Annotated in this window: 25 protein-coding genes; 10 read left to right on the forward strand and 15 right to left on the reverse strand. The window is 58.7% G+C overall.

The window, feature by feature from the left end:
• Window positions 1-12 precede the first annotated feature (12 nt).
• Complete coding sequence (locus EI185_RS08770; RefSeq protein WP_124704762.1) at window positions 13-1,338, reverse strand: heterodisulfide reductase-related iron-sulfur binding cluster; 1,326 nt, start codon at window positions 1,336-1,338, stop codon at window positions 13-15.
• Window positions 1,339-1,443: 105 nt separating this feature from the next.
• Window positions 1,444-1,863 carry a rubrerythrin family protein gene (locus EI185_RS08775; RefSeq protein ID WP_124704763.1) on the reverse strand — a complete coding sequence of 140 codons (420 nt, stop codon included), beginning with the start codon at window positions 1,861-1,863 and terminating at the stop codon, window positions 1,444-1,446.
• 199 nt (window positions 1,864-2,062) lie between these two features.
• Here EI185_RS08775 and msrB point away from each other — a divergent pair, with 199 nt between their 5' ends.
• The 3 genes from msrB (at window position 2,063) to EI185_RS08790 (ending at window position 4,241) form a co-directional block, all read left to right on the forward strand.
• Window positions 2,063-2,461, forward strand: coding sequence for a peptide-methionine (R)-S-oxide reductase MsrB (gene msrB / locus EI185_RS08780; protein WP_124704764.1), 399 nt, complete (start codon window positions 2,063-2,065; stop codon window positions 2,459-2,461).
• A 55-nt stretch (window positions 2,462-2,516) separates the two neighbouring features.
• Window positions 2,517-3,215, forward strand: a complete 699-nt coding sequence (locus EI185_RS08785; protein WP_124704765.1) for a ferredoxin--NADP reductase — start codon at window positions 2,517-2,519, stop codon at window positions 3,213-3,215.
• Between the two features lie 72 nt (window positions 3,216-3,287).
• Window positions 3,288-4,241 carry an MBL fold metallo-hydrolase gene (locus tag EI185_RS08790; protein ID WP_124704766.1) on the forward strand — a complete coding sequence of 318 codons (954 nt, stop codon included), beginning with the start codon at window positions 3,288-3,290 and terminating at the stop codon, window positions 4,239-4,241.
• A 47-nt stretch (window positions 4,242-4,288) separates the two neighbouring features.
• On the opposite strand, the gene EI185_RS08795 is transcribed toward EI185_RS08790, so the two are convergent.
• From EI185_RS08795 to EI185_RS08825, 7 genes are all read right to left on the reverse strand, one after another.
• Window positions 4,289-4,597: a DUF3301 domain-containing protein gene (locus EI185_RS08795; RefSeq protein WP_124704767.1), complete on the reverse strand. Its 309-nt coding sequence runs from the start codon at window positions 4,595-4,597 to the stop codon at window positions 4,289-4,291.
• Window positions 4,598-4,611: 14 nt separating this feature from the next.
• Window positions 4,612-5,976: a DEAD/DEAH box helicase gene (locus tag EI185_RS08800; protein ID WP_124704768.1), complete on the reverse strand. Its 1,365-nt coding sequence runs from the start codon at window positions 5,974-5,976 to the stop codon at window positions 4,612-4,614.
• Window positions 5,977-6,031: 55 nt separating this feature from the next.
• On the reverse strand, window positions 6,032-7,216 hold the full coding sequence (locus tag EI185_RS08805) for an MFS transporter (RefSeq protein WP_124704769.1): 1,185 nt from the start codon (window positions 7,214-7,216) through the stop codon (window positions 6,032-6,034).
• 15 nt (window positions 7,217-7,231) lie between these two features.
• On the reverse strand, window positions 7,232-8,005 hold the full coding sequence (locus tag EI185_RS08810) for an MBL fold metallo-hydrolase (RefSeq protein WP_124704770.1): 774 nt from the start codon (window positions 8,003-8,005) through the stop codon (window positions 7,232-7,234).
• The gene (gene bamC / locus EI185_RS08815; protein WP_189836343.1) at window positions 8,005-9,162 is read right to left on the reverse strand and encodes an NlpB/DapX family lipoprotein; all 1,158 of its coding nucleotides are present in this window, start codon (window positions 9,160-9,162) and stop codon (window positions 8,005-8,007) included. Before bamC ends, EI185_RS08810 begins: the two co-directional genes overlap by 1 nt.
• A 21-nt stretch (window positions 9,163-9,183) precedes the next feature.
• A complete protein-coding gene (gene dapA / locus EI185_RS08820; protein ID WP_124704772.1) occupies window positions 9,184-10,059 on the reverse strand; it encodes a 4-hydroxy-tetrahydrodipicolinate synthase in 876 nt (291 codons plus the stop codon).
• A gap of 87 nt (window positions 10,060-10,146) precedes the next feature.
• Window positions 10,147-11,895 carry an adenosylcobalamin-dependent ribonucleoside-diphosphate reductase gene (locus tag EI185_RS08825; protein WP_124704773.1) on the reverse strand — a complete coding sequence of 583 codons (1,749 nt, stop codon included), beginning with the start codon at window positions 11,893-11,895 and terminating at the stop codon, window positions 10,147-10,149.
• 138 nt (window positions 11,896-12,033) lie between these two features.
• Between EI185_RS08825 and EI185_RS08830 the strand changes: the two genes are divergently transcribed.
• Entirely contained in the window at window positions 12,034-12,417 is a 384-nt protein-coding gene (locus EI185_RS08830; RefSeq protein WP_189836344.1) for a response regulator, read from the forward strand.
• Here the strand turns inward: EI185_RS08830 and sixA are convergent.
• Together sixA and EI185_RS08840 are read right to left on the reverse strand one after the other, a co-directional pair.
• Window positions 12,414-12,890, reverse strand: a complete 477-nt coding sequence (gene sixA, locus EI185_RS08835) for a phosphohistidine phosphatase SixA (RefSeq protein WP_306308274.1) — start codon at window positions 12,888-12,890, stop codon at window positions 12,414-12,416. The two genes, EI185_RS08830 and sixA, sit on opposite strands and share 4 nt — an antisense overlap.
• 1 nt (window position 12,891) lies before the next feature.
• Window positions 12,892-14,469, reverse strand: a complete 1,578-nt coding sequence (locus EI185_RS08840) for a CYTH and CHAD domain-containing protein (protein WP_124704774.1) — start codon at window positions 14,467-14,469, stop codon at window positions 12,892-12,894.
• A gap of 92 nt (window positions 14,470-14,561) precedes the next feature.
• Here EI185_RS08840 and ppk1 point away from each other — a divergent pair, with 92 nt between their 5' ends.
• Window positions 14,562-16,631 carry a polyphosphate kinase 1 gene (gene ppk1, locus EI185_RS08845; protein WP_124704775.1) on the forward strand — a complete coding sequence of 690 codons (2,070 nt, stop codon included), beginning with the start codon at window positions 14,562-14,564 and terminating at the stop codon, window positions 16,629-16,631.
• Window positions 16,632-16,637: 6 nt separating this feature from the next.
• Here the strand turns inward: ppk1 and ppx are convergent, their stop codons facing one another.
• The 4 genes from ppx to EI185_RS08865 form a co-directional block, all read right to left on the reverse strand.
• Window positions 16,638-18,134, reverse strand: coding sequence for an exopolyphosphatase (gene ppx, locus EI185_RS08850; RefSeq protein ID WP_124704776.1), 1,497 nt, complete (start codon window positions 18,132-18,134; stop codon window positions 16,638-16,640).
• A 76-nt stretch (window positions 18,135-18,210) separates the two neighbouring features.
• On the reverse strand, window positions 18,211-19,440 hold the full coding sequence (locus EI185_RS08855) for a spore maturation protein (protein WP_124704777.1): 1,230 nt from the start codon (window positions 19,438-19,440) through the stop codon (window positions 18,211-18,213).
• A 3-nt stretch (window positions 19,441-19,443) separates the two neighbouring features.
• Complete coding sequence (locus tag EI185_RS08860) at window positions 19,444-20,367, reverse strand: CobD/CbiB family protein (RefSeq protein WP_124704778.1); 924 nt, start codon at window positions 20,365-20,367, stop codon at window positions 19,444-19,446.
• Window positions 20,368-20,382: 15 nt separating this feature from the next.
• Entirely contained in the window at window positions 20,383-20,913 is a 531-nt protein-coding gene (locus tag EI185_RS08865; RefSeq protein WP_124704779.1) for a hypothetical protein, read from the reverse strand.
• Between the two features lie 109 nt (window positions 20,914-21,022).
• On the opposite strand from EI185_RS08865, the gene EI185_RS08870 reads away from it, so the two are divergent.
• The 5 genes from EI185_RS08870 to EI185_RS08890 all read left to right on the forward strand — a co-directional run bounded on the left by EI185_RS08870 (window position 21,023) and on the right by EI185_RS08890 (window position 25,662).
• Window positions 21,023-21,973 (forward strand): MBL fold metallo-hydrolase, encoded by a 951-nt coding sequence (locus EI185_RS08870; protein WP_124704780.1) that lies wholly within the window; start codon window positions 21,023-21,025, stop codon window positions 21,971-21,973.
• Between the two features lies 1 nt (window position 21,974).
• On the forward strand, window positions 21,975-22,826 hold the full coding sequence (locus EI185_RS08875) for a hypothetical protein (protein WP_124704781.1): 852 nt from the start codon (window positions 21,975-21,977) through the stop codon (window positions 22,824-22,826).
• A 284-nt stretch (window positions 22,827-23,110) separates the two neighbouring features.
• Window positions 23,111-23,593 carry a c-type cytochrome gene (locus EI185_RS08880; protein ID WP_306308275.1) on the forward strand — a complete coding sequence of 161 codons (483 nt, stop codon included), beginning with the start codon at window positions 23,111-23,113 and terminating at the stop codon, window positions 23,591-23,593.
• Between the two features lie 38 nt (window positions 23,594-23,631).
• Window positions 23,632-25,032: a cbb3-type cytochrome c oxidase subunit I gene (locus tag EI185_RS08885; RefSeq protein ID WP_124704782.1), complete on the forward strand. Its 1,401-nt coding sequence runs from the start codon at window positions 23,632-23,634 to the stop codon at window positions 25,030-25,032.
• A 48-nt stretch (window positions 25,033-25,080) separates the two neighbouring features.
• Window positions 25,081-25,662, forward strand: coding sequence for a cytochrome c oxidase subunit 3 family protein (locus tag EI185_RS08890; RefSeq protein WP_124704783.1), 582 nt, complete (start codon window positions 25,081-25,083; stop codon window positions 25,660-25,662).
• Window positions 25,663-25,665 lie beyond the last annotated feature (3 nt).

A 25,665-nucleotide genomic window follows, 5' to 3' on the forward strand; every position in this document is an offset into this window, starting at 1 on the left:
GTACTCTGCTCCTTATAGTCCGTAGGCGATACGCATCAAGGTGATAGGGTGTGCCTTCTGTGCACGGCTCTCACCCATGCCGTGCTGAATGTGGCTTGCGGCAATGGCGCAATCCGAACTGATGTAGTCCGGATCGGCAGCTGCCATCTGCTTGAATACTGGGCGGCCAATTTTCACTGCATTCGGGTAAAACTCTGTTTTCACCCCCCATGTACCATCATGGCCGGAGCAGCGCTCCACCATGGTAACTTCGGCACCCGCCAGTTTCAGACTGTCGCGGGTCTTATTGCCGATATTCTGCACACGTTGGTGGCAAGGCACATGGTAGGCAACCTTGCCCAGCGGCTTGGCGAAATCGGTCTTGAGCAAACCATCTGCCTGGCGTGCCATCAAGTACTCGAACGGATCCCACATTGCTGCCTTCACCGCCTGCACATCTGCGTCATCGGGGAACATCAGCGGCAGTTCCTGTTTATACATCAGCGTGCATGATGGGACGGCGGTGAGAATGGCATAGCCCTCGCGCGCCAGTTTGGCCAAGTGCGGAATATTCACATTCTTGTGCTTTTCCACGGTTTCCAGATCACCCAGTTCCAGTTTAGGCATCCCGCAGCAGGATTCTTTTTCCACCAGCACGCTGGGGATTTCGTTGTGCGCGAGTATTTTTAACAAATCATGACCGATACCTGGTTCGTTATAGTTCACATAACAGGTTGCGTATATGGCTACTTTGCCTGGCGTCTGCGCGCCTTCACGGCTGGTAAAACTATTGTCGGGATGCGCGGTGCTGCGAAATTTGGCGCTGTCGTATTTCGGCAATACCTGATCTCTATGGATACCCAACTGGGTATCCATGAGTTTGCGTGCGGCGGTATTGTTCATCGCCGCATTGACAACCTGCACTACCACCGGGATGGAAGCCAGCTTTCCCATGGCATCCGTGCTGGAGAGCAGCTTGTCGCGGAATTTTGTTTCACCTTGCTTGAACTTGACCGCCTTGGCTCGCAACATGGTGTGAGGAAAATCCAGGTTCCAGGGATGCGGCGGCACATAGGGGCATTTGGTCATGTAACACAGATCACACAGGTAGCATTGATCGACCACCTTCCAGTAATCCTGTTTGTTAACGCCATCCACTTCCAGCGTGGACGATTCATCCACCAGATCAAATAACGTCGGGAAGGCCGTACACAACGACACGCAGCGACGGCAGCCATGGCACAAATCGAATACGCGTTCCATTTCGTGGAACAATGCGGCTTCATTATAAAATTCGGGGTTTTGCCAATCCAGCGGATGTCGGGTAGGAGCTTGTAGATTACCTTCTCGCACGGTCATTTTTGTTCTCTGAATGCAAAATGGGATTTAAACCTGCGAGTCGCGGTGCACGTGCAGCCACCACAACCCGCAGTACAATTGCGCTAATTCGCAATGTCAGACTTTTCAGTCTACAAGTGCGTCCAGCGCTTTCTGGAAACGGCCGGCATGCGAACGCTCGGCCTTGGCCAGAGTTTCAAACCAGTCGGCGATTTCATCAAAACCTTCTTCACGCGCGGTTTTAGCCATGCCTGGATACATATCCGTGTATTCGTGTGTTTCACCGGCGACAGATGCTTTCAGATTGTCGCGGCTAGCGCCGATAGGCAGTCCGGTAGCCGGGTCACCGCAGGCCTCCAGGTACTCCAGATGGCCGTGCGCATGGCCGGTTTCACCTTCCGCAGTGGAACGGAATACTGCGGCAACGTCATTTTGGCCTTCCACATCCGCTTTTGCTGCAAAATACAGGTAACGGCGGTTGGCTTGAGATTCACCGGCAAACGCTTCTTTCAGACTTGTTTCAGTTTTTGAACCTTTGAGTTGCATGGTAATTCTCCTCAGGTAACGTTCAGGTAACGCGAAGCTCTAGGAATACAAGCATCGAACAGATTAGACTAAATCTAAACTGTAAACAGAATATAGATCACAACAGGCGTTCATGTCAATGTCAAAACCGTGAAATTTGACTTCTTGCCATTAGTCACCCATTTATGATCATAATTCCACTTGGATAAAAGGAATCAAAATGACTGAAAAATCGCCTTTGGACGAACAGACTTTACGCGCAAAGCTCACGCCCGAGCAATATCAAATCTGCCGGGAGCATGGCACCGAGCGCGCCTTTACCGGCAAATACTGGAATCTCAAGGATGCGGGCACCTACCGATGTGCATGCTGCGGTGCGCCTTTATTCGACGCGGATAGCAAATTCGACTCAGGCACCGGTTGGCCAAGTTTCTGGCAACCGATCATCGAGTCTGCAGTGGAAACCAGTCACGACAACAGTCTGCTCATGCCGCGCACTGAAGTACATTGCCGTCACTGTGGCAGCCATCTCGGGCACATATTCGAAGACGGTCCGGCACCGACCGAATTGCGTTATTGCATCAATTCGGCTTCTCTTGATTTCGAGGCGAAGAAGTAACTGTGTTCCGGACAATCTGTGCGACCATAACCATAATAACCAGCCGGGGGCAGCCTTGTTTAACGCAATTATCACGCACATCCAGCAAGAAACTCCAAGCGTCAAATCGTTCCGGCTCGGTGTAGACACTCCCCCGTTCCGATTTCTCGCCGGCCAATGGATAGACCTGTATGTAGAAATTGACGGTGCGATCCAGGTTGGCGGCTATTCGATGACTTCGTCGCCTGTAATCACCGACAGCCTGGAACTGGCCATCAAATCCAGCACACGCCACCCTGTCACGAACTGGCTGCATGAACATGCCAAAATTGGCGATAGTGTGCGCATTTCCGGAGGCCAGGGAGTTTTCGTCTACCAGCCGGAAATGAGCCAGCGCGTGGTACTGGTGGGCGCTGGTGTCGGCGTCACGCCGCTCATCAGCATTTTTCGCTATATCGCCGACGCAGTGCCCGACACCGAAGCCACGCTGGTATATAGCATTCCCAGCCCGGATGAATTCCTGTTCCGCAATGAAATTGAACAACTGGTCCGGCATCATCCCAATCTGCATAGCCTGGTCACCGTCACCCAGCCCGATAACAACTGGCATGGGCGTACCGGGCGCATGGACTCCACCCTGCTCGAAAGCGCCGGCATGAGTCGCGACACACTCTACTATCTGTGCGGGCCGCCGGGCATGGTAGAAGATATCAGCAGCATACTGGGCAGCCTTGCCGTGCCCGCCAGCCGCATCATTTTCGAAAAATGGTGGTAGTGCCATACCATATCGCCCTGTCGGACTGTACGGCATCATGCAGGCTTGCCCGAATATTTGAGGAGACCCAACATGAAAATAATTCACACCTTGTGTCGAGTGTTCGCGCCACTGTTGTTTCTTCCACTGAGCGCTGCGGATGCCGCCGAAAACATGGTTCGCGACTATCCGGCCGACAAGATTGCGGCGCACACCTACGTCATCCATGGCCCGCTGGGCGAGCCTTCGGTCGCCAATCAGGGCTTCATGAACAACCCCGGCTTCGTCATTACGGATAACGGTGTTGTGATCATCGACCCGGGTTCCAGCCTTGAAGTGGGGCGCATGGTATTGCGCCAGGTACGCAAGCTCACCGGCAAGCCCGTCACTCATGTACTTGATACCCACATACACGGTGACCACTGGCTCGGCAACCAGGCCATTCTGGAAGCCTATCCCAAGGCGCAACTGATGGCGCATCCGGAAATGATCCGCAAGGCCCAGGCCGGTGAAGCCGAGGTATGGACAGGCTTGATGGAACGCCTCACCCAGGGGTATACCAAGGGCACGCGCGCGGTGATTCCCACGGTTGCAGTGACGGAAAACCAGCGCTTTACCACCGGCGGCATGACTTTCCACATCATGGCGCCGGAAAATGCGCATAGCAAAACCGACATCATGATTGAAGTGGTTCAGGATGCCGTGGTATTCACTGGCGATAACGTGCTGAACCAACGCATAGCGCGCCTGGACGATGGAACCTTCAAGGGCAGTATCGCCGCCTGTGACCGCGCTATCGAGGTCAAGGCCAAGCACTATGTGCCCGGCCACGGCAAAACTGCGGATGCCGGGATGGTGAAAAACTACCGCGATTACATGGCGACGCTCATGGCCGAAGTTCAGCGCCAGTACGACGCAGGCAAGAGCGATTTTGAGATGAAGGACGCCGTCGCAGCCAAGGTCAGCGCTTACAAGGGCTGGTCAGGATTTAATGAACAACTGGGCAAACATATCAGCCTGGCGGTACTGGAAATCGAATCCATGTAACCATCGGAGAAATTGAGCGGGCTGGATTAGATTGCAAACCGCCTGGACTACACTGTCCACACATTGCCCAGCCTGACCGTCTCCACCACGTTGCCCAGCATCAGCACCACACCGCCGCGGCGGTTATCTCCGGTATCGCTGAATTCAAAACGGTAAAAACGCCGCAAGGTGACTTGTCCGCCCGGATGGCGTGCCAGGCGGATAGACGCCACCGCCACGGTGTCATCGAGCAGTTGTACGGCGTCGGCATTGCACGCGCGTTTTGCAGCGGCGATAGCGGTTTCGCGGGTTTTCAGGCTATCCAGCCAGAACCAGGCAAGCCCGCCCAGGGCAGCCACAACGACCAGTTCAATCATGCGCGGAGGGGTTGTTAACGGCTCGAATTCACCGGTGGCCGGAACAACGCGGCGACCTGTTTGCGTCCGGTAGCGGCGGATTCTTTGGCGCGCACGCTGAGCGGCGTGTCGGGCACTTCGATGTCCTCACGTTCGCGCCGGGGTGGAGGGCTGCCAGCCAGCGGCTCGCGTGGCGGTGGTGCGGGGCGCTCGCTACGCGCACGCGGTGGCCGTGCCGGTTCTGGCATGGCGCCCAGTTCGGGCTCGAAACCGGGAATGATTTCAGAAGTAATTTTGGTGTTGAGCAGCCGTTCTATATCGGCCAGGTAACGCAACTCGTCTTCCGCCACCAGCGACAGTGCAATTCCGCTGGCACCCGCGCGACCGGTGCGGCCGATGCGATGCACATAGTCTTCCGCCGCGTGCGGCAGGTCGTAATTCACCACGCACGGCAGCTGGTCAATATCCAGGCCGCGCGCGGCGACATCGGTCGCTACCAGCACCTGAATCGCACCTTGCTTGAATTGATCCAGAGCTTCCACCCGGGCCTGCTGCGTTTTGTCGCCATGAATGGCGTTGGCCGGAATGCCATCCCGGCACAAATGCTGCGCCAGCCGGTTGGCGCCAATCTTGGTGCCGCAGAACACCAGCACCTGACGCAGCTCGCGGGTTTTGATCAGGTGCGCCAATAGCGCATGCTTGCGCTCCTTGTGCACCGGCAGCACGCTTTGCGTGACCGTCTCGGCTGCTGTATTGCGACCCGCCACCTCGATCAGTTGCGGGTTGTTCATCATGCTGTCGGCGAGCTTCTTGATCTCGCCTGAGAAGGTGGCGGAGAACATCATGTTCTGGCGCGCAGTCGGCAGCAACGCGATGATGCGGCGCAAGTCGGGCATGAAACCCATGTCCAGCATGCGATCGGCTTCATCCAGCACCAGCATTTGTACCTGCGACAGGTTGAGCGTTTTGTTTTGCACGTGATCGAGCAGGCGCCCCGGCGTGGCGACCAGAATATCCACACCACTGCGCAGCATATCAATCTGGGGGTTAATGTTCACGCCGCCGTACACCACAGTAATACGCACCGGCAGATACTTGCCATAGCGGTGCACGCTCTCTTCCACCTGCATCGCCAGTTCGCGCGTGGGGGTGAGGATCAGTGCGCGGATTGGATGACGTGCGGGGGATGGGCTGGAGCTGGCGTAAGGCGCCAGGCGGCTCAATAGCGGCAGGGTAAATCCGGCGGTCTTGCCAGTGCCGGTTTGCGCGCCGGCCATCACATCGCAACCGGTGAGCGCAACCGGGATGACCTGCGCCTGTACCGGCGTGGGTTCGGTATAACCGCACTCTTCTACAGCGCGGAGTATCTCTGGCACCAGGCCGAGATCGGAAAAAGCCATGCGTATTGCTCCTGATAAATCAAGCGCTTATTCTACAGCATACGCATGCTATCTGTCAGTGCGCTACCGGGTTTGCGCGCCCGACCAGAAATAATGCAAACATACCCGCCACTGCAAACCCGGCACCCACGGCACACACCGCCAGCCATCCGGCATGTTGCCAGGCATATCCGCCCAGCGCTGAGCCTGCCGCACCACCCAGAAAATACATCACCATATACACGGCGTTGAGACGATTGCGTAAATCGGGATGGAGCGCGTAAATACGCGTCTGGTTGGACAGGTGGCTGGCCTGCACGCCGGCGTCCAGCAACACCACGCCCAGCGCCAGTCCCAATAGCGTGGTCCCGGTCAGCCCCATCAGCAGGAACGCGAGCAGCACCAGCAGCAAAGCGCCGCCGTTCAGCAACGGCGCTGACACGCGGTCAGCAAGGCGTCCGGCCAGCGGTGCGACGAGTGCGCCGGTGACGCCGATGAGGCCGAACATCCCCGCCACTTCGCTGCCGTAGTCAGGTGACAGGTGATGCAGATGAAACGCCAGCGTGGTCCAGAACACACTGAACGTAGCAAATCCGCAACCTCCCACCAGCGCATGGCGGCGCAGCACTGGCTCGCTGCGCACCAGATGGAACAGCGAAGCCAGCAGCGCTGTGTAAGCGATCGGCCGGCTGGGCGGCAGCCGCGGCAGGGTGCGTTGCAGCAACACCGCCAGCATCAGCATCACGCCGATGGCCAGCAGATACACATCACGCCAGCTGCTTGTATAAGCGCCGATCCAGCCGCTCAAAGTGCGCGACAGCAGGATGCCCACCAGCAGCCCGCTCATCACAATGCCGACAATGCGTCCGCGCTGCTCTGGCGCAGCCAGATGTGCCGCAAAGGGCACCGCGAGCTGCGGTACCACGCTCACCGCTCCCAGCAGGAAACTCGCCAGCGTCAGCCAGCCAAGCGTAGGTGCGAACGCCACACCAAACAGCATCAAAACAGCGCATAGGGTAGTAACCACAATCAGGCGCCGGCGCTCCAGACTATCGCCGAGCGGAACCAGTAGCAGCAAGCCGGTCGCATAGCCTAGCTGGGTTGCGGTCGGCACAATACTCACCGTTGCAGGCTGCACGCCGAAGTCGGATGCTATCTCGACCAGCAAGGGCTGGCTGTAATACAGATTGGCCACTGTGGCGCCTGCCGCTATAGCCAGCAGGCCGACCAGACGAGGTGAAATCGGAGGTGAACTGTGCATCTGTCCGCCTGCGGATCAAGCCATACGCAATTCGCGCCAGCCAAACCCTTCGTCCTGGCTGGCATGGCTGAACCAGTCGGGCATGCAACCCAGCACATCGGCCAGAGCCTGCAATGCCAGCTGTGGCGTATTGTTGTGTTTGGAAAGATGAGCGGCCACAAGATGCTGCAATCGACGGTTATCCAGTTTGGACAGAAGCGCGGCCGCAGCCTGGTTGTCGAGATGACCAAATCGCCCCGCGATGCGCCGTTTCAGACCGGGCGGATAGGTGCTGTTGTCGAGCAACTCGCGATCATGGTTGCACTCCAGCACCAACGCATCGCACCCGGACAACATGGTTTCGATATGCGCGGTCGAGGCGCCCACGTCAGTCAGCACGCCGAGCCGGTGCATGCCATCGCCGAACACGAACTGCACCGGTTCGCGTGCATCATGCGGTACGGGAAAAGGATGAATTTCGATGTCACCGATGGCAAAGGCAGTATGGCTGTCGAGTTCGCGTACCTCGGGCAGTTGCGCATACTGGTTGCGGAATACCGCCAGGGTACCGCGCGTCATCCATACCGGGATGCCATATTTACGTGCAAAGCGCGCTGCACCGCCGATGTGATCGGAGTGCTCGTGGGTAATGACGATAGCATCAACGTCTTCGGGCTGGAGCGATTTGGCGGCCAGGCGGCGCACCGTGTCACGCAGACCGAAACCGCAGTCGAGCATGATACGCGTATGCCTCACCTCGACAACCAGGGCATTGCCCTCGCTGCCGCTGCCGAGGGAAGCAAAACGCATTATTTGAGCTGTTCGAGCAGCAGCTTGATGATCTTGTTGGCAGTTTCAGGTTTTGCCGGCGTACCTTGCGCAGTCATTACACGGACTTCCGAACCATTGGCCGCCTGATTTTCAGATACCTCAACCTGGTATTTGTCACCATTGTCCGCAGTTTTCTTGGAACTGCGCCAGAACGCCAGCTTGCTCAGGAAGCCGGAGCTCTGTTTGGTTTCCACGTCTTGCTGCGGATCAATATAGCGTACGTAATAAATTCCCTTGGCGCGGTTACGGTCTTCCACTGTGAAGTTGATGCGGTCCAGCGCCAGCCCCACCCGCCGCCACGCGCGATCAAATGGATCGGTGAGCATCAACATGGGTGCACCGCCGCTTGCCTGGGCAAGCTTCGCGCGATCAGGCTGGTTTTGCTCGGCCAGCATGGCCTTGGCCTGCGCTTTTTCCACCCCGAAACGCTCCATCAGGCGGCTCAGCATTTCGGCTTCCAGTCCGGGATCAGCCGGGCGCGGCTGCCAGATCGTGTGTTTATCTTCAAACCCATTACCCGTATACACTTCAGCCATGCCACGATGGCTGATGTAAATTTCGGTTTCGCCCGGTGGATTGGTGGTGCGTTCGAGGCGGGTACGGAATTTGTCGCGCTCAGGCGTGGAGTAAAGGTTGTCCACGACTTTGCCCAAGAGGTTTCGTATCATGTCCTGAGGAATCTTGGCGCGATTTTCTGCCCAGTCGGTTTCCATGATACCGGCCTGAGGATCCTCGACGTTGATCACAAAACCATTTTCCTGCCAGAAATCCTTGACGATCGGCCAGACTTTTTCCGGCGGCATATTGACGATCAGCCAGCGTTCGGAACCGGCACGTTCGATACGCACCTTGTTCTGGGTAGGCAGGATTTCGCTTTTCCCGGTGCCGGCGTTCTCGCTGCGCTCTGCGCTGTAGGCCGAATAGGTGGCACTGCCGCGCGGATTGAGGTCAGGCACCTGGTAGCGGCTGTCGGCAGTGGGCGCAGTCAGGTCTGGCGGCACTTCCAGCGTGGGTACCGTCGTGGCGGATTTGTAGTCGATCTTTTTCGATTTCAGGGCATCCATGCTGCCACAACCTGCAACGCTCAGTGCCACACCTGCGCTAACCAGCGCCATCCACAATTTGCTACGTTTCATGGTTACCAATCCTTAAAATACTTACATGGCATTGGCCCGGCGCATGGCCCGGCGCAATGTATCGTGGTGCTCTACAGACAACGGCGTCAACGGCAAACGTATCCCGGCACCGATCAGGCCCATCTCGGCCAGCGCCCATTTCACCGGGATCGGGTTGGCCTCGACGAACAGTTTTTGATGCAGTCCGAACAACTGCTGATTGAGTTCGCGCGCCCGTGACAGTTCCCCATTGAAGGCGGCAATACACATCTCATGCATGGTGCGTGGCGCAATATTCGCGGTAACTGAAATCACGCCATGCCCGCCCATCAGCATGAATGCCAGCGCTGTCGCATCATCGCCGGTATACAAGGCGAAGTCGGCCGGTGCGCGCAAAACCAGATCTGTGGCGCGTTCAATACTGCCGGTCGCATCCTTGATACCGACAATGCCGGGAACTTCGGCCAGGCGCAGTGTGGTGTCGTTGCTGATATCGCTGACCGTGCGCCCCGGTACATTGTAAAGTATCAGCGGCAATTCCTCGGATTCGGCGATCGCCCGAAAATGGCGGTACAAACCCTCTTGCGTGGGCTTGTTGTAATACGGCGCCACCGACAGCGCATAATCCGCCCCGGCCGATTTGGCGCAGTGCGTCAGTTCGATTGCCTCCGAGGTGGAGTTCGCCCCGGTGCCGGCAATCACCGCCATACGTCCGGCAGCCTGCTCGACCACGGCACGAATCAGCGCGCAATGCTCGTCATAACTCACCGTGGGCGACTCGCCCGTGGTGCCCACCACGACTATGCCATCCGTGCCTTGCGCTGCATGCCAGTCAACCAGCGCACGCAAGCGCACCAGATCAAGGCTGCCATCGTCCTGCATGGGCGTCACAATGGCGACCAAACTGCCTTTTAACATGCCATCATCCGCTTGAATTTAAATCCGGCCAGTTTACCCGATAACGGCGCCTCCGGAAACCCGCACCAAACAGCACCGAAGCACTGTTCAATCTGCGCCGGGAAGCTCGCAACAGGGCTTGGCGGGGGGCTGCTGATCGGCCGTCATGACCTGGCCGCGGCCAGCGCCGGGCCGATAGGTGGTGCAGCCTTTCAGGCCCAGCGCATAAGCGTTCCGGTAGATCGTCTCGAATCCGGAAAACGCCATGTCCGCCGGTACGTTGATGGTTTTAGAAATGGAATTATCCACATGCGCCTGCAACGCCGCCTGCATTTGCAGGTGTTGGTCAGGCGGAATTTCCGTAGCGCTGACAAAACCCGGCGGCAGCGGCGCATCCCCGTGCAGGCTGCGGTAGAGCCGCCAGGCGTAGTCCTCCACCGCGTATTCGGTCAGACCGCCGTCCGGTCGCCGCACATTGCGCTGGTAGCGATACGCGTAGATCGGCTCCAGGCCGCTGGAAATGTTGTTGGCAAGAAGACTGATGGTGCCCGCCGGCGCAATGGCGGTGAGGTGGCTGTTGCGGATGCCATGGGCGGCAATGGCGGTGCGGATGTCTTCCGGCAAGCCACGCACGAATTCGCCTGCAAGATAGGACTCGGCCCGGTATGCAGGGAACGGCCCGCGCTCCCTGGCCAATTCCGCCGAGGCACGGTAGGCGGCATGGCAGATCGCGGCCATCGCCGCACACGCTGCATCCAATGAAGCATCGCTACCGTAGCGCAAACCCAGCATGGCCAGCGCATCGCCCAGCCCGGTGATGCCCAGCCCCAAACGGCGCGAACGCCGCGCCACCTCGCGTTGGCGCGGCACCGGAAAATGAGCCAGCTCGTAGACGTTATCCAGCATGCGTACCGCCACGCTGGCGGTGGCAGCGATGCCGTCCAGATCCAGCGTAGCATCGGGCGTGAACGGCGCGCGCACAAAGCGCGTCAGGTTGATCGAGCCGAGGTCGCAGGCGCCGTAGGGCGGCAGCGGTATCTCGCCGCAGGGGTTGGTGGCGCTGATGGTTTCCTCATACCCCAGGTTGTTCAGGCGGTTAACCCGGTCGATGAAGATTACGCCGGGCTCGGCGCTGTCGTAATTGGCACGCATGATGCGTTCCCACAGCGCGCGGGCGCGCACGTTGCCCACCGTGCGCCCGGGCGGGAAGCTCAATGGCCAGTCAGCGTCCTGATCCAGCGCCACCATGAAGGCATCGCTCACCAGCACCGACAGGTTGAAATGCCGCAGCACAGCCGGATCGCGCTTGGCCTCCACGAATTCCAGGATGTCGGGATGGTCGCAGCGCAACGTGGCCATCATCGCTCCGCGGCGCGCACCGGTGGAAATCAGGGTGGCGCACATGCTGTCCCAGATGTGCATGAAGGACACCGGCCCGGAGGCAATGGTGTCACTGGCGTCCGCCCGAGCCCCGCGCGGGCGCAACGTGGAAAAATCATAGCCCACCCCGCCGCCGGCCTGCATGGTAAGCGCGCCTTCCTTCAGTGCGCTGAAAATGCCGTCCAGACTGTCCTCGATGGTGCCCATGACGAAGCAGTTAAACAAAGTGGTGCGGTGACGCGTGCCGGCCCCAGCCTGGATACGCCCGCCGGGCAGAAAGCGGAAATTCGCCAGCACCTCATGAAAACGCGCCGCCCAAACGCCCTCCTGCCCCGCTTCCACCGCGGCCAGCGCACGCGCCACCCGCTGCCAGGTATCCTCCAGGGAAGCATCGCGAATCACGTCGCCGTCCCGGTAGCGGTACTTGGTGTCCCAGATATCTGTGGAGATGTCGGCGAGCGGAAGGTCGAAGTTCATGCTTTTCTCATGTTCGGGAACAACCCGTCCCAGCTTGAAGCACAGCACCCGCTTTTACAAGCAGCAAAACGCGTACCGGCAATTTCAGCAATCCGGCAACCGACAGGTCTTGTACAATATTGCAGACGAGGATGATGGATGACCAACAACACACTGAAAATTCTGGTGGTGGACGATTTTTCCAGCATGCGCCGCATGCTGCGCAGCCTGTTGCGGGAACTTGGCCATGCGCATACCGAGGAAGCCGAGGACGGCGTGGCGGCGCTGGAAAAATTGCATGCCGGTCATTTCGACATGGTGATTACTGACTGGAGCATGCCCAACATGACCGGTATCGAGCTGTTACGTGAAATCCGCCGCGATTCAGCGCTCCGTCATCTGCCTGTATTGATGGTCACTGCCGAAGCGCTGCCGGAGAATATTGCCGAAGCGCACAACGCGGGGGCCAGCGGCTATATCTGCAAACCATTCACTGCCGATGCGCTGCACACCGCCCTGGCACAGATACTGCCCGGAATCTAGACCAATTCCGGCGTCATCACTGCGCGCACCATGGTTTGCTGCGTGGCCTGACGCACCCGGTTGGTAAGCCACCACAAGCCGCCTTTCTTGATCGAAAAATTCGATTCAGTACCGCTCAGCAGCAGCGCTGCCGTCTGCCCCAGACTGGGTTGATGGCCGACTAACACCACGCAACCGCCCGCGTCCGGCCAGCCGGCAGCAAGCACTACGCTCATGGCATCGGCACCCGGAGCGATTTTTTTTACTGTCTCGAACGGCCTCCCCAACGCTGCGGCAGTTTGCTGCGCACGTTTCGCCGGGCTCACCAGAATCACGGCGTTTTTGGGTAAACGCGCATTCAACCAAGCTGCCATCTGTGCAGCCTGTTTATGCCCTTTGGTAGTGAGTTCGCGCTCCATGTCAGGCAGCCCATCTACGGCATCGGCATGACGCCACAGGATCAAATCCATATCTGCTTCCAAAAATTCATACATGCTAGCGCTTCCTTGTTACGGAATTAAAACCGGAGACTTTCAAATCTCGTATTGGCTTTTGCCAGTACGGACGAGTTTTTTTCATGCGCCGCCATGCTGGTTCGAGTTCGGCGATTTTTACCTGGGCACGGCTTTCCACCCAACCTTGCACCACACCGCATGCCCAGGCGCGATTGACCGCACGGCGGCCACGCAGATTACTCAACAAGCGACCCGCTACTGCGATGTCGTTCAGCGCGCCCAAATTATCCTGCAATGCGGCCAGGTTTTTTATATAGGCCCGCGCCACTTTTGGCGGATAGAGTTCAGCGAAAAACTCGGCGGCGTAGCGCTGTTTTTTGGCGGCAATGCGCAAGTGGTGGCGTGCCGCCGGATCCAACCGGACAAAATGCCGGCCACGTCGCAATAACTGGTGCTGACGCCGATCCAGCACCGATTCGGCCAATGCGGTGGCGGGGCTGCCTTGCCATGCCGAGCTGATCCGTTCCATTGCCTGCTCCCATGGGCGCAGCAGCAACATCCGTCCGGCTTCCAGCAGCAGGCGCGTTAACCGCCGTGACGAAACTGCCGAAATCATCGCGGTGCGCGCTGCCTCCCGATGCAATTGCGCGGTACGGGCAAGGCTTTGCAACGACTGGTCGGGCATGGCACGCATCAGCGGCGGCAAAGTTTCCGTCACGAATATATCCCAGTCCCGCGCCGGGCCCAGCTCACTCATCAGCCAGCGCAATGCCTCCCGTAATGGCGCCAGCGCCGGATCGGGCAAGGCCGGGGCAAACACCGTCAATGCCGAACGCAGCCGGCGCACGGCGACCCGCGCCTGATGCAGGTATTCGGGGTCGGTTTCGTGGATGAGGCCAGCCAGATTGGCGGTGAACTGCTCCAGCCCGTTTTGCATCACAACCACAAAAGCATCGGCCACATGCATCTCCGGTTTCAGGCCTGCCGGCCCGGCTTGCACCGGCCGGGCCGGCAGATGCTGGAACAGTGCGTAGCCGCGTTCGGCCTTGCTCAGCGGATCAGGATACAGGTCGAAGTCCGCCGCCAAATCCAGTGCCAGGTCATACAGCGCGGCCGGCTGGCCGGATTTCAGTTCGAGTTCTACTTCGCAAATCGGCTGGTTGCGTCCTCCCCCGCTCACTTCACCCTGATCCAGGGCCACTTCGATGCTGCCGCCCCCGGCTACCGGCAATGTCCAGGCGTCGCGCCAGAAATGCGTTTCAAACACCGGACGCAGTCGGGCCAGACGGGCAGGAGTCAGCAACTCCCTGACTTCAGGTGCAGTGAAGCGCCCGGGTTCCGGCGCTTCGCTGCGCGTAGGCGTTTCCCATTCCGGCCGTTGGTGGAGTCCGCCTGCCGAGCCGCCGCCGATCTTGACTGTCTGTATCCAGCCGCGCCCTACCCGACGCACGCGCAACGCAGCCTGGGCGCACATCAGATCGAGTTCCGGGGTATCGAAATACACGCTGACCAGCCGTCGCCGCAACGGTCGTCCCGCTCCGGCCAACAATGGATGGCGTTTCAGGCGGGCGGCCTGTATTGGCGGGAGGGCGAGTTTGAGCTCGATTTCGACTGTCATGGTTTTGTCATATAAAAGTCATATAAAGGCGGGCTGGTACCTTTTGGCCGCGCATATAAACGATATTAGCTTTACTTTGATAACATGTTGCCATGACCACATCCACTCCCGAACATTTCCTCAATCGCGAGCAGAGCCTGCTTGCTTTCAACGAGCGCGTGCTGGCGCAGGCAGAAGATCCCGATGTGCCTCTGCTGGAACGGCTGAAGTTCATCTGCATCGTCAGCAGCAATCTGGATGAATTCTTCGAGGTGCGTGTGGCCGAACTGAAAGAACACATTGCACTCGGTTCTTCCTCCGTGAGCACAGACGGGCTCAGTGCGCGGCAAACTTTCCGCGATGTTGCCCCGCGCGCGCATGCCCTGGTGGAAAAACAGTACGAGACCCTCAATCAGGCCATCCTGCCGCAACTGGCCGACCAGGGCATCCGCTTTTTGCGTCGTACCCACTGGAACGAAGAACAGACCGAGTGGATACGCGCCTATTTTTTTCGCGAGCTGATGCCGGTATTGACGCCCATCGGGCTGGATCCGGCCCACCCGTTCCCGCGCGTGCTCAACAAGAGCCTGAATTTCGCGGTGGAGTTGTCCGGGCGCGATGCTTTCGGGCGCAATTCCGGTGCAGCCGTGGTGCAGGCGCCACGCTCATTGCCGCGCGTGATCCGCATGCCGGAAGAAATTGCCGGTTGCGAATACGGCTTCGTGTTCCTGTCTTCCATCCTGCACGCACATGTGGACGAGCTGTTCGCCGGGATGACGGTGCAAGGCTGCTACCAGTTTCGCGTCACGCGCAACTCCGACCTGTTTGTGGACGAGGAAGAAACCAAAAACCTGCGCGAAGCACTGCAGGGCGAACTGCCCCATCGACACTACGGTAACGCAGTGCGGCTGGAAGTGGCGGATAACTGCTCGCCGAAAATGGCAGATTTCCTGCTCGCACAGTTCAATCTTGAGCGCGAGGATTTTTATCAGGTCAATGGCCTGGTCAACCTGGTGCGACTGATGCAAATACCCGATCAAGTGGATCGGCCTGACCTGAAATTCCCGCAGTTCATCCCCGGCCTGCCCAATCAGCTGACCAAGCCTGGCGACCTGTTCAGCGCCGTGCGCCGCGGCGATATTCTGTTGCACCACCCGTTCCAGTCGTTCCAGCCGGTGATTGATTTTATCCGCCAGGCGGCAGACGACCCGCAGGTGCTGGCGATTCGCCAAACGGTGTACCGTACCGGCACCGATTCGATGCTGATGCAGGCACTGATGGCCGCCGCGCAAAGCGGCAAGGAAGTGACCGTGGTGGTGGAACTCATGGCGCGTTTTGACGAGGAAGCCAACATCAATTGGGCCGCCAAGCTCGAAGAAGCCGGCGCGCATGTGGTGTATGGCGTGGTGGCGCACAAGACCCACGCAAAAATGGCACTGGTGGTGCGGCGCGAGGACACCAAATTGCAACGTTATGCGCATCTGGGCACCGGCAATTACCATGCCCGCACCGCACGCCTGTATACCGATTTTGGCCTGCTCACCTGTAACGAAGACATCTGCGCCGATGTGAATGAAATCTTCACCCAGCTCACCGGGCTGGGCAAGGCGTCGCGTCTCAAGCACTTGTGGCAGGCTCCATTCACCCTGCATAGCCGGGTCATCGCTGCCATCCAGCGTGAAGCCGAACATGCACGCAATGGCCTGCCCGCCACCATCATCGCCAAAATGAATGCGCTGCTGGAACCGGATGTCATCCGCGCGCTGTACGAAGCATCACAAGCCGGGGTCAAAATAGAGTTGATCGTGCGCGGTGTGTGCGCGCTGAAGCCGGGCATGCCCGGCCTGTCTGAAAACATTCGGGTACGCTCGGTCATTGGGCGATTTCTCGAGCACTCCCGCATCTTTTACTTCCGCGACAACGGTGCCGAGCATGTTTACCTGTCCAGCGCGGACTGGATGGATCGCAACTTCTTCCGGCGCATTGAAGCGTGTTTTCCGGTGCTGGAGCCGCGCCTGAAAAAACGCGTCATCACCGAAGGCTTGAAGCCCTATCTCAAAGACAACCAGCAGACCTGGGAAATGGATCAACAGGGCACTTATCACCGCCGCATCCGGCGCCGTGCGCAGCCTTATGGTGCGCAGCAGGCACTGCTGGAACTCTTGGCGAAACCTGTGGCCTGACTCGTTTCAGCTGGGATACGTCAGTTTTATTCCGACTGCCTTCAAATCTTCCATTTCTTCTTCCAGCGCAGTCGCCGTCAACGGGTTATCCGCCAGCCACTCTGCCGCGAGGGAGAGCTGGCATGCCGGATCGCGGCACCCCAGACGCAGTTCGGGCAGCGCCACATCCGCACGGCTGCGGTAGAACAGCACGGCCAGGCGCAGCGCAAGTACCGCGTGGCGTGTCGCTGGATCGGCCGGCTCCGGGCTATCGTGCTGGAATTCAGGCAGCTTGTTCAGGCTACCGCGCTGCGCCCGCACCAGACGTGCCAGCAGCGCCTGATCCATGCGCGAAAAACCCGGCATGTCGGCGTTGGCCAGGATATATGCGCCGTGTTTATGGTAGCCGGAGTGGGCAATCGAAATACCGATTTCATGCAGCTGTGCCGCCCACTGCAAAAATGCGCGCAGGTTGGCCGTGCCGGTCGCCGCATCCGCCTGCAACTGGTCGAAAAGCCTGACGGCTAGCGCGGTCACCCTCTCTGCCTGGCGGGTATCCACATGATAGCGGCGCATGAACTGCTCCACCGTAGCGACACGCATGTCGCGATGATGGAAACGCCCCATCAAGTCGTACAGCACACCCTCGCGCAGGGCGCCCTCTGCTACGGTCATATGCTCGATCCCGAATTCGGCAAACACGCCGCTCATGATGGCAAAGCCCCCGGCGATTACCGGCTTGCGGTCGGGTTTCAGGCCGGGTAACTCGAGTTTGTCCAGGCTGCCGGCGCGAATCATCTGGGCGCGCAACGCCGCCAGGCCTGCGCCGGTGATGCCGGTTTCGGCCCAGCCATTCTGCATCAAAATGTCGGCCAGCGCCCGTGCCGAACCGCTCGACCCTACCGCTTCGCGCCATTGTCCGGCGTAGCTGGCAGCGATGGTCTGTGCTTCGGCGCGGGCCGTGAGTTCGGCCTGCTTGAGGCCATGTTTGTCAATGCGTCCGCCCGGGAAAAAACGCTGGGTGAAATTGACGCAGCCCATGTGCAGGCTCTCCATCAGGCGCGGAGTGTAAGCCTTGCCGACGATGCATTCGGTGGAACCGCCACCTATGTCCACCACCAGCCTTGGCTGGTTGCTGGCCGGCAGGCTGTGCGCAACGCCGATATAGATCAGGCGTGCTTCTTCGCGTCCGGCAATTACTTCGATCGGGTAGCCCAGTGCAGCTTCCGCCTGTTCCAGAAATTCCTGTGCATTTTCCGCGACGCGCAGCGCGCTGGTACCCACACAGCGCACTGCGCCGCGCGGCAGATCGCGTAGACGTTCGCCAAAACGTTTCAGGCAATCCAGTGCGCGCTGCTGAGAGGCTGCATCGAGATGTTTATTCGCATCCACGCCCGCCGCCAGCCGTACCGGTTCCTTGAGCGCATCCAGCGGATAAATCTGGCTGTCCACCACCCGCGCCATCTGCAGCTTGAAGCTGTTGGAACCCAGATCCACTGCCGCCAGGATTGAATATTCGTTCATTTCACCACATCAATCTCAGAAAAAATTCGCCGCAGAGCTTACTGAGAAAAACCTCAACATCCTCTGCGCTAACCCGCTACCCGAAAAACAGATAGGTCACTGCAATCGCTGCGACCAGTCCGCCCAGATCCGCCAGCAGGCCGCAGACGACCGCATGGCGCACACGCTGGATACCGACCGCTCCGAAATACACAGCGAGCACATAAAAAGTGGTTTCGGTACTGCCCTGGATCACCGAAGCAAGACGTCCGGCGAAAGAATCCGCGCCGAAGGTGTGCATGGTGTCGATCATCATCGCACGCGCACCGCTGCCGGACAGAGGTTTCATCAACGCCGTCGGCAACGCATCGACGAAACGGGTGTCCCAGCCCAGCATGACCACGCCGCTACGTATGCCATTCATCAATAAATCCAGCGCTCCGCTGGCGCGGAATACGGCAATCGCCACCAGCATCGCAACAAGATACGGGATAATGGTGACGGCGGTATGAAAACCGTCCTTGGCGCCTTCGATAAACGCTTCGTAGGCGTTGACCCGGCGCACCGCAGCACCGCCGATGAACAGCGTGACCAGGCCGAACAGCAATACGTTACTCACCAGCGCCGACTGGCGCAACATCTCCGCCGCCGGCAGGTGCGCGAAATACGCTACCAGTCCGAACACCGCGGCGCTGATCGCGGCAAGATAACCCAGCACCACACGATCGAGCAGGTTGATGCGCTGGTAAAACGCCGTCGCCAGCAAGCCCGCCATGGTCGAGCAATAGGTGGCGATCAGGATGGGAATGAACACATCCGTGGGGTCGTGCGCCCCGGCCTGGGCGCGGTAGGTGAAGATGGTCACCGGCAGCAGCGTGACCGAGGATGCATTGATGACCAGAAACAGAATCTGCGCGTCCGAAGCGGTTTTTTTGTCCGGATTGAGCGTCTGTAATTCCTGCATGGCCTTGATGCCGATCGGCGTAGCCGCATTGTCCAGCCCCAGCATGTTGGCCGCCATGTTCATGGTGATGGCGCCCAGGGCAGGGTGGTTGCGCGGTACGTCGGGGAACAGGCGCTGAAACAGCGGCGCCAGCAGCCAGGTCAGCCCTTGCAGGAATCCGGCACGCTCGCCGACACGCATTACGCCCAGCCACAACGCCATCACGCCGGTCAGCCCCAGAGCAATTTCGAAGCCGTTCCTGGCCGCGTCGAATGCTGCTTTCATTACCAGCGCAAAACTGTCGGCCTGACCCAAAAACACCAAATTGACGGTGGCGAAAACAAACGCAATGAGAAAAAACCCGATCCAGATTGCGTTCAGCAAAATTTATCCCGCCAGCTTGGCCAAAGTAATCAGCAGTAATGCCAGCAGCCACAAACCGAGTACGCGCCAGCTCAGGCTTACTGCGCTGTTCAGGTATTGCGCATCGGCGCTGTCGCCGAGGCCAAGCTCGGGACGTTGCAGCCATCCGCCCGCAGCGCTGATCGGCAGCCCCAGGCGCACCCCGAGTGCCCCTGCGCCGCTGGCCAGCACAATCCCTTCGCTGGCATCCGGCCAGTCTTGCGCCTGAGTACGCCAACAGTACATTGCGTCCTCGAAATCACCCGCCACGGCAAAACTCAGCGCGGTAAGTCGTACCGGAATCCAGTTGATCCAATAATAGGCGCGTGCAGCAAATTCACCGAACCGCCCTTCGCTGTTTGCAACACCCCATTTGCGACCGAGAATCGACGCCAGGCGAAACAGAACTGCGCCCACCGGCCCCAACGGCGACAACAGCACAAAGCATACAATCACCCCGAACATCTGCCGATGCGCACTCTCCAGCGTGCGTTCGGTGGCGAGCCGGGCAATGTCGTCGGCATTCAGCTCGCTGGCATCCAGGCCGCGCCATTCGGCCAATACCATACGCGCCGCGTCCAGGTCGCCGGCTTCCAGTGCGCGCGCGATGCGCTCGCCGACTTTGCTGAAATACTTGAAACCCAGCGTCACATACAGTACCAATGCGCTCCACACCCAGGCCAGCAGGGGGCTTACGGCTCCCAGCAGGAAATACACCACGCTCACCGTGATCAGCACGGGCAATATCGTCACCAGCCAGGCAAACACGCCATGCTGGTATTGCCCGGTATTAAGCTGACGTTCGATGTATTGGGCATAGCGCCAGAATGCCTGGTAATGCGGCAGCGGGTGGCCGAGCGGCCGGAAGTATTCAAGGAGCAAGGCGGCCAGCAGAGAGAAGAATGTCATCGTGCCGCCTGCTGGTTAAATCGGCATTTCCACAGTGAGCACGCCCATCTGGTTGATGGAATTTCCTGGCACATAAATCTCCACCGTAGGCATCCGGATATCCTTGCCGCCGGATTTGAGATAATCGTGCAATGCCTGGTAGGCGGTACTGGGCGCCAGCAACATGCTGGCCTGCACGCGGGCCTCAAGCACCGGCCGTGCAGCAATATCGCCCACTTGCAGCGGCGCTTTGATGGCGACACCGCGGCCCAGCAAATAGCCGACGTGTGCGCGTTGAGCGCTTTTCAGCGTGGTGCGCGGATCGTCGTAGAGAATGGTAATGGGTGCGCCCGGCGTAATGCCCTGGGCGCGCAGCGCATCGGCAACCTTGATCTGAATGTCGGGTATCTTGCCGTAATCGCCAATGTGTTCGGCATAGACATAATGATAGGGGCCAGCCACTGTCTGCACTATCGTCGCCCGGTTGAATCCGCCCCACCACCAGAACACCAGCACAATCGGCAACACGAAAGCCAGCACGAAAGGCAGCCAATTTTTCTTGATCAAAACATATCCTTAATGAAGCTGTTTACACGGTGGGAAGATACCATACCGTGGCGTCTGCTGTCGCGCGTACAATACCCAAAAAGCACGACAATACAAGGAGGATACACCCATGAAAATACTCGCCGCGCTATTCCTGAGCTGCCTCGTTACGTTCGCATATGGCGCGCAATATGCCGCTGTCGGCGTCAAGGTCACACCGATCAAAGTGGGTGCGCATAGCTATTACGTGCAGGGGCTATCCGGGGCCGCCTCTTCAGCCAACGAAGGCTACATGTCCAACGCCGGGTTTGTCGTCACGCCAGCCGGCGTGGTGGTATTCGACACTCTGGGCACACCCTCCCTGGCAGCGGAGATGATCAAACAAATCCGCAAGATCACCACGCAACCGATCAAACGCGTCATCATCAGCCACTACCATGCCGACCACTATTACGGCACACAGGTATTCAAGGAGCTGGGTGCCGAGGTATGGGCTCACAAAAACGGTCAAGGTGCGATCAATACCGAGGCTGCGGCTGCCCGCCTGGCGCAACGCAAGGAAGTGCTGTTCCCGTGGGTAGATGAAAATACACGTCTCACGCCGGCCGACAAATGGCTGGACGGCGATGCCGACTTCGAGATGGGCGGCATTCATTTTGCGTTGCGTTTTGTCGGCCCGGCTCACTCTGCCGAGGACATGGCCATGCTGGTGCAGGAAGATGGCGTGCTGTATGCGGGCGATCTGGTCTTCAAGGGCCGCGTGCCCTTCATCGGCGACGCCGACAGCAGGGCCTGGCTGGCATCGCTCGACAAGCTCATCGCACTAAAACCGCGCGTGCTGGTACCGGGACATGGCACGGTTTCCAAGACGCCGCTGACCGATCTGACCCTGACCCGCGATTATCTCAATTACGTACGGACCACGATGGGTAAAGCGGTGAACGACCTGGTGCCATTTGACGAAGCCTACGCTCGTACCGACTGGTCAAAATACGCCAAACTGCCGGCTTTCGCACAGGCCAACCGTCCTAATGCCTACAATACCTATCTATTGATGGAAAAAGAATCACTGGAGAAATAGCGTGCGTAAGCTGTATCGGGTCTTGGTCTTGATATGCCTGCTACCAACACTGGCGCTGGCCAACGGGATGGAAGTTCTCACCCTGCAAAACCGCAGTGCGGACGAAGTACTGCCGGCACTGCGCCCGCTACTGGAACCCGGCGGCGTGCTGACCGGCGTCCACGACCAGATTATCTTGCGCGCCTCCAGCGCCAATCGCGCGCAGATCAAAGCTGCGCTTGTGGCACTCGACAAACCGGTACGCCAGTTGCTGATTTATGTCAGCCAGCACCGCCAGCAAAACAGCCAGCAGCGCGAATTGGCTGTCGGTGGCCACATTGACCGCGGTGATTCGCTACAGCTGGATCAACCCGTTTCTGGTCACGATGGCCTCAATGCCCGTATCCGCAGCGGCAACAGCAGGGTTGACGCGCGACTGGACGAGCACCAGCACAACCGCGGAGAACAAGTCAGCCAGATCGTGCGAGTAGCCGATGGCGGGCGCGCCTATATTCAGGCCGGCGTATCGCTGCCCATGCTATTGCATCAAGTCTATCTGTCGCCCAGCGGGGCGATTATTTCGGACAGCACGGTATATCGCGACATTGGCAGCGGTTTTTACGCCACGCCGCATCTCCATGGCCAGCGCGTGACGCTGGAAATCAGCCCGCAGATGGATAGCCCGGCGGCCAATGGTGCAATCAACGTGCAACGACAATACACGACAATCGCCACCCGGCTAGGCGAATGGACGCAACTTGGCGGCACTGACACGCAAGGAAATCAGCAAGACAGGAATTTGCTTGGCCATGCCAGTAGCAACAACTCTACCCAGGGCAGTATCTGGGTAAAAGTTGAAGCAGTGCCGCAATAAGCGCAGCAACATCAGGCCGGACAGTGTGGCCTCTTTTGTCGGGCAATGCGATAGCCGAAATCGCCAAATCCAGGGCGATTGAGGCATGCCCCGGCAATTCGGCCTTTTCATTCCTCGTTCCCCCTCTTAGCGTAAAACCGACAGCAGATACATGAATCCGGCCGGGCCGCCAAAGCCTGGTCTTTCAGCGTATTCGCATCGCCCTATTGGCCGCACCGTCAAGGCTATCCCTGATCTTCCATTCGACAATTCAGTCCCGCTTGACCTAGGTCAAGGAACAATAGATGTATTTGAAATACAGTTTAACTACACATCTTTTTTCAACGCCCAAGGAGCCGAACATGCAACAAGTCTTCACCAAAGCGATGGCCCGCAACATTTTTCTCGGCGGCGCGGTATTTTTTCTCGCCATTTATCTGGCGCTCAGCTACGACACCTGGCAGCGCATCCCGGAACGGGACCACGCGGACAAAATGACATCCGCCGTGCTGCGCGGCAAGTATTTACTCGACAGCAACGATTGCATCGGCTGCCATACCGTCAATGGCGAAGGTGCTTATTTCGCTCCGGAACTCGCCAACGTCTACAAACGCAGGGGTCCAGTATTCATCAAGGCGTGGATAGAGGCTCAACCCACGGGAGTGCCGGGAAGAAGGCAGATGCCCAATTTCCATTTCACCCAGAATCAGCTGGACGATCTCGTGGCCTATCTGCAATGGCTTTCCAACATCGACACCAACAACTGGCCGCCCAATATCCAAGGTTGATTGGACTCCATTCTCCCGCAATGAAAAAGGAAAAAATCATGAAATACCAGTCTCAAAAGGTGGCTAAACCCTACTTCATCGCCGCGCTGGCCTTGTTTGTCGGGCAGATCGTGTTCGGGCTGATCGCCGGGCTGCAGTATTTGCACGGAACGTTCCTGTTCCCGGAGCTGCCCTTCGATGTTACACGCATGAGCCACACCAACCTGTTGATCGTATGGCTGCTGATGACCTTCATGGGCGCCGCTTACTTTATCGTTCCGGAAGAGGCGCAAACCGAGCTTTACAGCCCCAGACTCGCGCTGGTCACTTTCTGGGTGTTTCTCATCGCCGCAGCGCTGACGATAGTCGCTTATCTTTTCGTGGATTATGCTCATCTGGCGGCAATAACCGGCAACGCAATTTTGCCCACCATGGGCCGTGGCTACCTGGAGCAGCCGCTGCCCACCAAGATCGGCATCGTACTGGTGGCGTTGTCACTGCTGTTCAATGTGACCATGACCCTGATCAAGGGGCGCAAGACTTCCATTAACCTGATTCTGGTGGGCAGCCTGTGGGGTCTGGCGCTGCTTTTCCTGCCCGCCTTTTACTTCCCGCACGACACCGTGAAAGCCAGCTACGCGTGGTGGTGGGTCGTGCATGGCTGGGTCGAGGGAGACTGGGAATTGATCCTGGGCGCCCTGCTCGGCTTCATTCTGATCAAAATGACCGGGGTGGACCGCGAGATCGTGGAAAAATGGCTCTACATCATTGTCGCCATGACGCTGATTTCCGGCCTCATCGGGATCGGACACCATTATTACTACACCGGCGCACCCTCGTACTGGATCTGGCTCGGCTCGATCTTTTCCGCCCTCGAGCCCATCCCGTTCATACTGCTCATCGCCTTTTCCTTCAAGATGCTGTTGCAGCGCCGCCGCGAACACCCGAACAAGGCCGCCATGCTGTGGGCGCTCGGCACGCCGATCATGGCCTTTCTCGGCGCTGGTTTGTGGGGCTTCATGATCACCCTGGCGCCGGCCCAATACTATATGCACGGAACCAATTTCACTGCGGCTCACGGGCATCTGGCTTTCTTCGGTGCCTATGCAATGATCTCCCTGGCCATCATTTCCTATGCGATGCCTTTGCTGCGCGGGCGGACAGCAAACAGCGCTGCCGCCCAGCGCTGGGAAATAGCGGGATTCTGGATCATGGTGCTCAGCATGCTGGGCATCGCCCTTGCCCTCACCGGCGCAGGTATCGTAACGGTCATTCTGCAACGCGCCGCGGACGACCCAATGCCATTCATGCAGGTGCAGGACAAGGCACGCGTGTTCTTCTGGGTGCGCGAATTCGCCGGCGTCGGCTTCTTCATCGGCTTGCTGGTTTATCTGCGGAGCTTTTTCATTGCGGGTGAATACGAATACGCCAGCGAAATGAAACAGGCCCTGGCCGCCTGAGCAAAGCACGGCGGGACTGCGGTCCCGTCCATTTCAGGGTGATCCACCATGCATACTGAAGCCAGCGTCGATTCCGCGCAGCCCCTGCCCGGGGATTTCGCAATCTGGATATTCATCTTCGCCGAGCTCGTGGTTTTCGGCGTGCTTTTCGGCGCCTATGCATTTGCCCGCAGCACCCACGTGGAGCTGTTCAACGCTTCGCAACTCACGCTCAACCGCGCTTACGGCTTCGCCAATACCTTGATCCTCGTGACCAGCAGTTATTTCGTAGCGCGTGCAACCCAGTCGATCAAGGCGGGACGCGGCACGGCCTGTGGTAACTGGCTGGCTGCCGCGCTCGGCCTGGGCGGGATGTTTCTGGTACTGAAACTGGTGGAATTCCACCAGGATTTCGCGCAGGGCATCAGCCTTTCCACCAACCTGTTTTACATGTTCTACCTGGCCCTCACGTTTTTTCACTTCATGCACGTGGTGATGGGCATGGCGATCCTTGCCGTGGTCACCTACAAAGCCTATGCCGGGCGCTACAGCGCTGCAAACCACACCGGCGTGGAGACCGGGGGATCCTACTGGCACATGGTGGATCTGGTCTGGATCATCCTGTTTGCGCTGGTTTACGTCATTCATTGAAAG

Source organism: Sulfuriferula multivorans (assembly GCF_003851125.1).
GTDB classification, from domain to species: domain Bacteria; phylum Pseudomonadota; class Gammaproteobacteria; order Burkholderiales; family Sulfuriferulaceae; genus Sulfuriferula; species Sulfuriferula multivorans.